Below are 9,858 nucleotides of genomic sequence, written 5' to 3'. Positions count from 1 at the left end.
ATGCCAGGCGACATTCTCAACTATCCGGTCTTAGCTCACGTTTCCGTGAGTTATCCCGATCTTATGGGCAGGTTGCCTACGTGTTACTCACCCGTCCGCCGCTAAGCATCAGAGAAGCAAGCTTCTCCTCAACTCCGCTCGACTTGCATGTATTAGGCACGCCGCCAGCGTTCGTCCTGAGCCAGGATCAAACTCTCCATAAAAGTGCCACCCCAAAAAGTGAAGAACAGCTTCGCAGCGTATTCCGATTACTTTTCGGGGGCCCCGGGTAAAACCCAAGGGCAAGGCGATTTAAAGAAAGAGCGATTCGCTCATTTGTTCAAACAGTTGCAATGGGTTCGAAAACCGCACTGCGCTGGCTTAAATTACTCACTCGTTGTTCAGTTTTCAAAGGGCATGTCCACTGTCGCAATGTGTCAAACCGTGTCTGTCAAAAGCGACTTTTATAAGATACCATGAATCGAAGCAGTTTGGCAAGGGTTTTGTTAAGAAAAAATAAAAATTCCCGCGGGACAAGCCCCGCGGGAAGGAAATAGGCCGGATTCGGCAAAGGATTATCGCTTAGCCCGCACTGCCGTACAGCGCGTAGCGGAGAATGATCAGAACGGCCAGAACCCACATCAGCCAGTGAATGTTGTACTTCTTCTTGCCGGTCAGGTTCACGATGGCGGCCAGCACGACGTAGAAGACGATGCCATAGGAGATCCCGTTCGCAATGTTATACGTGAACGGCATCATCGTGATGGTGAAGAATGCCGGGATTGCCATGACCATGTCTTTGAAGTCGATCTCGGTGATGGACTGCATCATGAGAACGCCGACGATGATCAGAGCGGCTGCCGTAGCGGAGCCCGGAATAAGCGCCGCAATCGGTGCCAGGAACAGTGCCAGAAGGAAGCAGACGCCTGTCGAAACGGCGGTCAGGCCGGTCCGTCCGCCCGCGGCTACGCCTGCAGAGCTTTCGACGAACGCGGTTGTGGTGCTTGTGCCGAGCATGGCGCCGCCGCTTACGGCGATCGCGTCGACGAGCATCGCTTTGCCGACGCGGCGTCTGCCCTCTTCCGGATTCTTCATCAGTCCCGCACGGTTCGCGGTTCCTACCAGCGTGCCGAACGTATCGAACAGCTCGACGAAGGTAAACGTAGCGATGATCGAGATGATACCCGCATGCATGATGCCGCCGAAGTCAAAGGAAGCGAACGACAGCTGGCCCAGATCCGGAATCCAAGGAGTTTGCGGGCTGGACAGCGTGCTGAAGTCGATCTGGCCGAACAGTGCCGCCAGAACCGTGGTCAGCAGCATGCCGATCAGAATCGCTCCCCGCACACCGATCGCCATCAGCACAGCCATAATAATGAGGCCGGCGAGGGTGAGCAGAACGGTCGGGTTGGTCAGGCTTCCCATGTGGATGATCGTTTCGAAGGAGAGTACGTCGGTGAAGACTCCCTTCGGAATATCGTTGACAGACTCGACGGCGACCGTCATCAGTCCGCTGTTCTTAAGTCCGATAATCGTAATAAACAGGCCAATCCCTACGGTAATCGCGTGCTTCAGGCTGTCTGGGACGGCCACGAGCAGCATCTGTCTTACTTTGGTTACCGTCAGGAGAATGAAGATAATCCCCGAGATGAAGACGGCGGTCAGTGCCATTTCCCACGTAATCGGTCTGCCCGTTCCTGCGGACGCAATAACCACGGTGGCAAAATAGGCATTAAGCCCCATGCCGGGCGCGAGCGCGACAGGGAAGTTGACGAACAAGCCCATCGCCACGGTGAAAATCCCCGCTGCCAGCGCAGTTGCAAGGAATACCGGGTACCACTCCATGCCCGTCTTTCCGAAAGCGGTTAAAGTCATCGGGTTGACCGTCAGAATGTACGCCATGGCCATAAAGGTGGTAATGCCGGCCAGGATCTCCGTGCGTACGGTTGTTCCATTCTCCTTGAGTTTGAAGAACCGATCCATTGTTGAGTACTCCTCCTAGAGTGAAGTTAGAACAACAAAAAGCCTAAGGTTGCGATGACCTTAGGCTTCTCAGAAAAAAGAAAGAAGATGATGCAGGACGCCATTCGCCCCTCTTCCGCTTTCCTTCTTTTCGTAGCCAGATCATTTACGGTGACCTCGTAGAGACTCCCGGGCCGATTCCCGGGATTATACGAAAACGTGTTATTCTGTTTTCATTTTAGTAGGACTCTCGTCCCTTGTCAACTAAAAACACGAACATTGAAGAATTCTTTTATGGAAGTCGTTCGGATTCAACCCTTGCTTCTGGCCGTATGCCGAAGGACGATCTCCGCCGCCCTCAGGCGGATCTCCAGATTCTCGTGCTCCAGCATCTCGCGCAGCACTTCCTTGGCGCGCATGCTGAGCCGCTCGTGGTCTTCCTCTCTGCGGAACAATGCCCATTTGCTTCGGCCCGGCACGCCTCCGTACATCCACCCGTGCTTTGCCGCAGACTCCACTTCTTCTTTGCGCGTCATCATCTCGTGCTCGAGATGAAACAGTTCGAAATTCATTCGGTCTTCCTCCTTTTATCGTTCCTTATGATTAGAGATACCTTTCGATCAAAAGTCATGTCCATTGCCGTGTATGTAACGGTCGCCTGCCTTGTGGCCAGGCGGCCGGTCAAGTTCGTTTGCTGCCGGAACGAAACCGCCGGGATAGCCGGGTCCCCGTCCTCCCTAGCACCGGGCGCGGCGTGGGCGATTCGGTGAATGGCCCCCGCCGTCAAGCCATCCGAAGCCAGGTACCAGTTAGTCCGCAGACTCGCCGGTCCCTCCTTCCGCCTGCCCCTTCTCCGGCGGTTTGCCCGCCGAAGGCCGCCCGAGCGATTCCAACGCTTTGTCGAGACTCTCGCACTCCATACCTTCCTCGTCAAACCACGGCTCATCGATCTGAAAGCCAACGGTCGTCATATAAAACCACTCGCCGTCCGGGTCTTCCTCCTGCCCCAGCTCATTCAGCAGCTCCCGATAGCGGCCCAGCCACTCCACGTATTTCTCCCTCTTCATCTGAAACTCGATCTGCATATTGATCCTCGGCCAGCTGCTCCGGTCCGCATTCTCGACCGCGAACGCCTCTTCCGGAGCGGAGATGGCGCGCATTCTGGCGCGGTTCAGGCCGTTGATCGTCGACTCCCGGTAATAATCCACCACTTCCGAGCCGTACGGCAGCAGCTTGGCGGAAGGCGTGTAGCCGCGCGCAGAGGATCGATAAAACTTCTGCAAAATCCCGTTCTTGGCCTCGGTCTTGGCTACGAAGATCAGACCGTTCTTCTCCAGCTCGTTCAGATGGTAATGAATCTTGGATCTCGGAATCTCCAGCTGCTGGGACAGCTGCTGGCCGGTATAAGCCTTCTCGATCAGCAGCATGATGATCTGCGCGCGGAACGGATCGCTCAGCGCCTTAAGCTGCTCGTAGGTCTCGACAATCATGCACTGCTTCTGCTTTTGTGTCATTCCTATCACGTCCTTTATCGTCATCGGGGGAGCGGTGAAAGCATGGCTGCCTCCCGATTCTTCTATTTTGTAAGAGCGTCCCTGCTTCGATGCTAGCTCGAAGCGGAAGCGGTGAATCGGAACGGCGGGGACAAGAGACCTTGCGGCGAGCCTGCCTCCAGGCGGACTGCCGGCCCCGCAGCGAACTGCCGGTCTCCAGACGGAGTGTCCGTCTGGAAGTTTCATCCGAAAAAGGATTTTTACACCGTCAGTTTTATTTACTCATATGATAATTCGCGACGGTAATTTCTGTCAACGGGGAAAATAACTATAATTTACCCTTTGCCGGGAAGAGGGCGCGCCTGCTTAATCCGCAAAAAAAGACTGCCCCGCGTCATCTTACGATGACCCAGGACAGCCTGTTTGCTGTCTAGTATGTGGTTGAAACGCGGAGGCTTATTCCCACTCGATCGTTGCCGGCGGCTTGGACGTAATGTCGTACACGACGCGGTTGACGTTCTCCACCTCGTTGACGATCCGGACCGAAATCTTCTCGAGCACGTCGAACGGAATGCGCGCCCAATCGGCCGTCATGCCGTCGATGGAGGTGACGGCGCGAACGCCGACGGTGTAAGAATACGTGCGGGCGTCACCCATGACGCCGACACTCTTCATGTTCGGCAGTGCCGTGAAGTACTGCCAAATCTCGCGTTCGAGTCCAGCCTTGGCGATCTCCTCGCGCAGAATTGCATCCGAATCCCGGACGATCTGCAGCTTGTCCTCCGTGACTTCTCCGAGCACGCGGATAGCGAGTCCCGGTCCCGGGAACGGCTGGCGCCAGACGATGACCGGCGGCAGACCGCATTCCTCGCCGACCTTACGAACCTCGTCCTTGAACAGAGCCTTGAGAGGCTCGACGAGCTTGAATTTCATGTCCTCCGGCAGGCCGCCGACGTTGTGGTGAGACTTGATCGTCTGCGCCGTCGCCGTGCCGCTCTCGACGATATCCGTGTAAAGCGTGCCCTGGGCAAGGAATGCGAAGTCGTCGAACTTGCTGGACTCCTCCTCGAACACCCGGATGAATTCGGTGCCGATGATTTTGCGCTTCTGCTCCGGATCGTCGACGCCCTTCAGCTTGCCGAGGAACCGCTCGCTCGCGTCGATCTTGACGACCTTCATGTCGAACTTGCCGACGAACGTCTCCATAACGCTATCCGCCTCTCCCTTGCGGAGCAGGCCGTGGTCGATGAACATGCAGGTCAGCTGGTCGCCGATCGCCTTGTGCAGCAGAATCGCCACGACGGACGAGTCGACGCCGCCGCTCAGCGCGCACAGCACTTTGCCGTCGCCTACTTGAGCGCGAATGTCGCTGATGGTTTCTTCAATGAACGATTCCATCGTCCAGTTGCCTTCGCAGCCGCAGACGCCGTACAGGAAGTTGTGAATCATCTCGTTGCCGTATACCGAGTGGCGCACTTCCGGATGGAACTGCACGGCGTACATCTTCTTCTCCGGGTGGCTCATCGCCGCGAGCGGCGCATGATCCGTACGGGCTTCGATCTGGAAGCCTTCCGGCAGCTCGGTCACGAGGTCCCCGTGGCTCATCCAGACAACCTGCTTCTTGTCCAAACCAAGCACGAGCGGGCAGTCGTCGTTGAACTCGACCTCCGCCTTGCCGTATTCGCGCTTGTCCGCGCGCTGCACCTTGCCGCCCATCTGATGCGCCATCAGCTGCATGCCGTAGCAGATTCCGAACATCGGAATGCCCAGCTCATAAATCGCCGGATCGACGCGCGGAGCTCCCTCTCCGTATACGCTGGACGGGCCGCCGGAGAAGACGATGCCCTTGGGAGCAAGCTCCCGGATCCGCTCCACCGGAGTATTGAACGGAAGCAGCTCGCTGTATACGCCGAGATCGCGAATCCGTCTTGCAATCAGTTGGTTGTACTGGCCGCCGAAATCGAGCACGACTATCAATTCGTTTGGTTTGTTCATGTCTACCTACCTTTAGCCTGAATTGGCACCGCGTTCGCTGCCGGAAGCGCCCCGCACTCCCGAAAATAACCGCACCGGGCCTACATTAATGCAGATAATTATATATAACTTGAAGAAGAGGCGTCAAGGAAACGAGCTGGAATTGTCCGCTAAGGCCGTGGTGACTACCGGCGGTACCGGAAACCTGGAAAATCCCGGAGGTCGCCGGGCCGAAAACGACGCTGCCCGCGCCCCGTGAAGGGTGAAGCGGACAGCGGAGCAACGCCAGGGGTCGAGTCTCTTCTCACCTGATGACATGAAGCTTCCCGGCGCGCGGCGTCTAGTATCGCATGACGGAGAGCAACTCCCTATTGGCGGCTACCGCGCTGGCGCCGGTCCAGCTCCCGGAACACCGTCTCCTCGAGCTTGCTGCGCACCTCGGCCAGCTCCTGCTCGCCGAGCGGCGGGCCAGCCGGCCCGGCAAAGCTGGCCCGCTCGACCAGCCGCGCCCAGGCGGCGAGCGCCTCGCGCTTGGCGGGCCCGCACGGCTCGAGAGCGGCCACATATTCGCGCACGGTCATGTGCGCGGCGGGCGGCCCTTCGAGCCGGTAGAGGCGCCGGCCAAGCGCCTCGAGGCGGCGCAGCCGCCGGCCGGCTTCGCCGCGCGCGGGCAGCGGCGGCGCGTCGCCGGCGGCGAGGCGTACGCGGGAGCGGCGCAGCGCTGCGTAGCACGCCGTACCGGCGGCAAGCGCCGCCAGCACCGCCGCCAGCGCGGCCCCCGGCACGCGGCCGGCCAGCCGTGCGGCGAGCCCCTCGGCGGCAGCCTTGGCCGGAGCCGGCGGCGCGCTCTCGCCGGCAGGAGCGCCGGGGAAGCCGGGCGTCGGCTCGAACGGCTGCCAGCCCGCGCCGGCCACGTACACCTCCGCCCAGGAATGGGCGTCGAGGTTGCGCACCGTCACCGCATAGCGCGGCTGCCCGTCCGCCGCCGGCGCCGCGGCGAAGCCGACCTCGCCCGGGGCAAAGCCGGACACCCAGCGTGCCGGCACGCCCGCCGCCCGGAGGAGGACGACCATTGCGGTCGAGAAGTAGTCGCAGTAGCCCTCCTTCCCTTCGAACAGAAACGCGTCGACGAAGTCCGCGTTTCGACGGGAGGGCGGGGCCGGACTAAGCGTGTAGCGATAGTGCGTGCGCAGGTAGGAAGCGACGGCCTCCGCCCGGGCGAGGTCGTCCTTCGCACCCGCCGTGACCGTGCGGGCGAGCTCCCTCACCCGGGCCGGAAGCGTGTCCGGCAGCTGCAGGTACGCATCCGACAAGGGAGATGGCGAGAGCTCCCCGAGCTCCGGCTGGCTGCGCAACGCCTCATCGGGCGTCACCGTTTCCGAGAGCGGCTTCCAACGGATGCCTGTCCCGCCCCCGCCGTTTACGGAGTCGGTGACGGCAGGCTGCCCGCTCGGGCGCGGCTCGGGAGCGGCGGCCAATGTAGGTAGTGCCTCGGCGTCCGACGGCAAAGGCAGCTGCGCCATCTCCGTAGCCTCTGCCGCGGCGGCGTTGGAGGAGGACGCAGCGCCCGCGGCCTGTGCGTTCGGCCCGGCGCCCGCGCCCCCGGCAGTCGGCACCGCTTGCTCGGCCCCTCCGGCGACCGGCACTGCCGACCCTCCTCCCGAGGCGGCCGCTTCTCCGGAGTTCCGCTCCTGCGAAAAGCCGGGTTCGGCGGCAGCCCCAGCCCCGCCTGCGGCCAGCTCCGGCGACGCGGTGCCCTGGAGCGCCCCCTCTCCGACGCCCGCTTGTCCTTCCGCAGCCGGCTCTCCGGCCGAGGCAGCCGCATCTCCGGTGCTCTGCCCTTGCGAAGCGGCCCCCTCCACACCGGCTGCAGCCTGTCCTTCCCCGGTCGGCAGCGCAGAAGGCAGCTCGACCTTCAGCCGGTAATAGACGAGATCGCGCGGGGAAGCGGCGCCGCCCGGCCGCGCATCTGCGGGAAGCTCCGTACCGTCCGCGTCCGTCATCGCCTCGATGCGGACAATCGTCCCACCGGCGAACAGCCGGTCGCGGGGACCGTCCGGCTCGAGGCGGATCTCCTGGGTGATGAGGCGGCCGCGCGGTGCCGGGCCGGCGGCGGAAGCAGCTTCCGCAGGGCTACTCTCCTCCCCTCCGATTAACGTGCCCTGCCGGCGGAGTTCCTCTTCATCCGCCTCGCCTCTCCGCCAGCCGGTGCCGTCGTAGTAGCTCTTCACGTCGCCGCGCCAGTAGGTCGGCACCTCGGTCAGCGCCGTGAACGCCACCGAGGCATCCGGCGTCACCGGCCCGCCCAGCCGCCGATCCGCCGCGGTGAACCCGGTGCGGGCGGCGGCCCCGCCGGTGTCCGGCCGGAGATCGGCCGGCAGCCGCCCCGGGGAAGCACTCCCGGGCCAGGCGGACGCCTCCGCCAGCGTACGGCGCAGCTGTTCCTTGGCCGCCTGCCAGGAGGCGAACCCCTCCTCGCCCGGCCGCGACGCGGCGCCGGCCAGTCCAGCCAGCACGACGCAGCAGGCCAGCGGAAGCACGAGTGCGGTCCAGCCCCAGCCCCCTACTGCAGGGGACGGGCCGGTGCCCTCTCGCTGGGTGTCCGCCGCCTGCCTGCGCAGCGCCGCATACTGCTGCAGGCCGGCCAGCGCCGTTCCGGCTGCCAGCGTCCGGAGCGCGGCCCCCTCGGCGGCCGCCCCGTAGCCGAGCTGCAGCACGATCAGGTAGCCCAGCGTTGCCGCCACCAGCCAATGCATCCGGCGGCCTGCCAGAAGCACAGCCTGGAGCACGGACGCCAGCATGGCCCAGCCGCCGATATACAGAAGCGCCCGCCCGGCGGCACCCAACTGTTCCGGATTGCCATTCGCGAGAGCCGCGCCGTCCGCTGCCAGCTGCTCCAGAAGAGAGAGCCAGCCGCCGGACGCGGAGGGACCGGCCGCCGCCTGGACCGCGAAGCATGCTGCCGCCAGCTTGAGCGGCCAGGAGGCCCAGCCGGGCACCCGCAGCCCGTCCAGCAGCAGAAAAGCGCCGAGCGCCCAGGCGAAGGGAGATTGCCATGCCGGGGCGTCTTGACCCGCGACCTGCTCGAGAGGCCCCATCCATTCCCGCAGCAGAAGAAAGAGCAGCACCGTCAGCACCAGGTCGAGCACGGGCATGCGGGCCCCAACCTCTTGGAGATTCGGCTGGCCGCTCTGCGTCCCGGGGGGACCGGGCCGATCAGACACGTGCATATCCGGCACGGTGGCCACCTCCTTCGCTTCCTTCTTCCTCCTGCCGCCTTCCCCAGACGAGGAAGGGGCAGCCGAGCGATTCGAGGTGCTCAAGCCAAATCTGCGCCCGCTCGGCCGCCTCTCCACCGCCCGGCGGCACGAAGATGAGCATCAGCGGCCGCCGCCGGGACCGGAGCAGCCGGATGCTGGCAGCCAGTTCCTCGTCGATGCGTGAGGTGATGCAGGTAACGGCCGCCGCCGGAGCCCCGAGGCCCACCCTGACGACGAGCTCTGCAAAACCGAGCCCCCCCTCGGCCGGCTCCAGAACGGCGAGCGTCCGCCACAGCCGGTCGTTCGGCCGCTGCGAGTCCGGAGGCAGCGAGAACGCGTCCCGGCCCGGTACGGCGAGGCCCGCAGGCGTCCCGGCCTGTTCGGCCTCCCGCAGCAGACCCGCCGCGATGCGGATGCGACGTTCCAACGCCTCCTCCCCGTCATGAGAAGACTCGCCCGACAGGGAGCCGTCGAGGAGAAGCAGCAAGCCCTCGGGCCGCCGCTCCTCCGGACTGCGGCTGATGAGCCGCCCTGCCTTCGCCGTCGCCTTCCAGCTGATCTGGCGCAGCGCGTCGCCCGGGGCGTAATCCCGCAGCGCGAGCCCCGGGTCGCCGAAACTGGCCGGCAGAGCCGCCGAGCTGTCCGTTCCCGCCTCCGCCGGCTCTTCCTTCCAAAACAAAGGTGCCGGCTCGGGATAAACGAGGAACCGGGCCGCCTCCGGCGACCTGCTCGTTCTCTGAAGCAGGCCGAGACAGTCCCCGGCAGCCGCCTCCAGCCCGTCGAGCACATAGCTGCCCCGCGCCAGCCCCCGCAGCTCGTATACCGCCCTCACCTCCCTGGAAAACCATGGGAACAGCACGAGCCGGACCGCAATCTCTTCGCCGGTCCGCTCGTTGCGGCCCCCGTCCCGGATCACGAGCCACGGCAAGGGAACGAGCGACCGGTGACGGAGCGTAACGGTGACGTGGACGCCGCTTTCCTGTCCGGCCGCACCCTCGTGCACAGCTCTCGCCAGCGTGCAGCTGCGGAGCACGCCGGCCGTGTGGCCTGCGGCCGCGAGCAGCAGCGCGGCAAGGCCAAAGCCGGCCGCACCCGCAGCTCCGCCCGCTCCGGAGGCGTAAAGCGCAAGTCCGGCGGCAGCCGCGATAGCTGTCGCACCGGCATTCCAAACCCTCTCCATGCCGCTCCTC

The 9,858-nt window shown here is 63.6% G+C and carries 6 protein-coding genes, 1 rRNA gene and 1 riboswitch; all 7 genes read right to left on the bottom strand.

All coding sequences use genetic code 11. From position 1 onward, the window contains the following. Positions 1 to 203, bottom strand: a 16S ribosomal RNA gene (locus tag KJS47_RS21560); the annotation flags it as partial. Between the two features lie 358 nt (positions 204 to 561). Further along, a complete protein-coding gene (locus tag KJS47_RS21555) occupies positions 562 to 1,962 on the bottom strand; it encodes an NCS2 family permease (RefSeq protein WP_213527608.1) in 1,401 nt (466 codons plus the stop codon). 113 nt (positions 1,963 to 2,075) lie between these two features. Further along, positions 2,076 to 2,176, bottom strand: a riboswitch (purine riboswitch). A gap of 76 nt (positions 2,177 to 2,252) precedes the next feature. Beyond that, positions 2,253 to 2,513 (bottom strand): hypothetical protein, encoded by a 261-nt coding sequence (locus KJS47_RS21550; protein ID WP_213527606.1) that lies wholly within the window; start codon positions 2,511 to 2,513, stop codon positions 2,253 to 2,255. 237 nt (positions 2,514 to 2,750) lie between these two features. Next, on the bottom strand, positions 2,751 to 3,455 hold the full coding sequence (locus KJS47_RS21545) for an ArsR/SmtB family transcription factor (protein ID WP_213527604.1): 705 nt from the start codon (positions 3,453 to 3,455) through the stop codon (positions 2,751 to 2,753). Positions 3,456 to 3,890: 435 nt separating this feature from the next. After that, positions 3,891 to 5,429, bottom strand: a complete 1,539-nt coding sequence (gene guaA, locus KJS47_RS21540; RefSeq protein ID WP_213527602.1) for a glutamine-hydrolyzing GMP synthase — start codon at positions 5,427 to 5,429, stop codon at positions 3,891 to 3,893. Positions 5,430 to 5,776: 347 nt separating this feature from the next. Further along, entirely contained in the window at positions 5,777 to 8,638 is a 2,862-nt protein-coding gene (locus KJS47_RS24165; protein WP_249716632.1) for a transglutaminase-like domain-containing protein, read from the bottom strand. Further along, positions 8,625 to 9,848, bottom strand: a complete 1,224-nt coding sequence (locus KJS47_RS21530; protein WP_213527600.1) for a DUF58 domain-containing protein — start codon at positions 9,846 to 9,848, stop codon at positions 8,625 to 8,627. Before KJS47_RS21530 ends, KJS47_RS24165 begins: the two co-directional genes overlap by 14 nt. Positions 9,849 to 9,858 lie beyond the last annotated feature (10 nt).

It is taken from the genome of Paenibacillus sp. J31TS4 (assembly GCF_018403265.1).
GTDB lineage: Bacteria > Bacillota > Bacilli > Paenibacillales > NBRC-103111 > J31TS4.
This window is presented reverse-complemented; position numbering and strand designations above follow the sequence as displayed.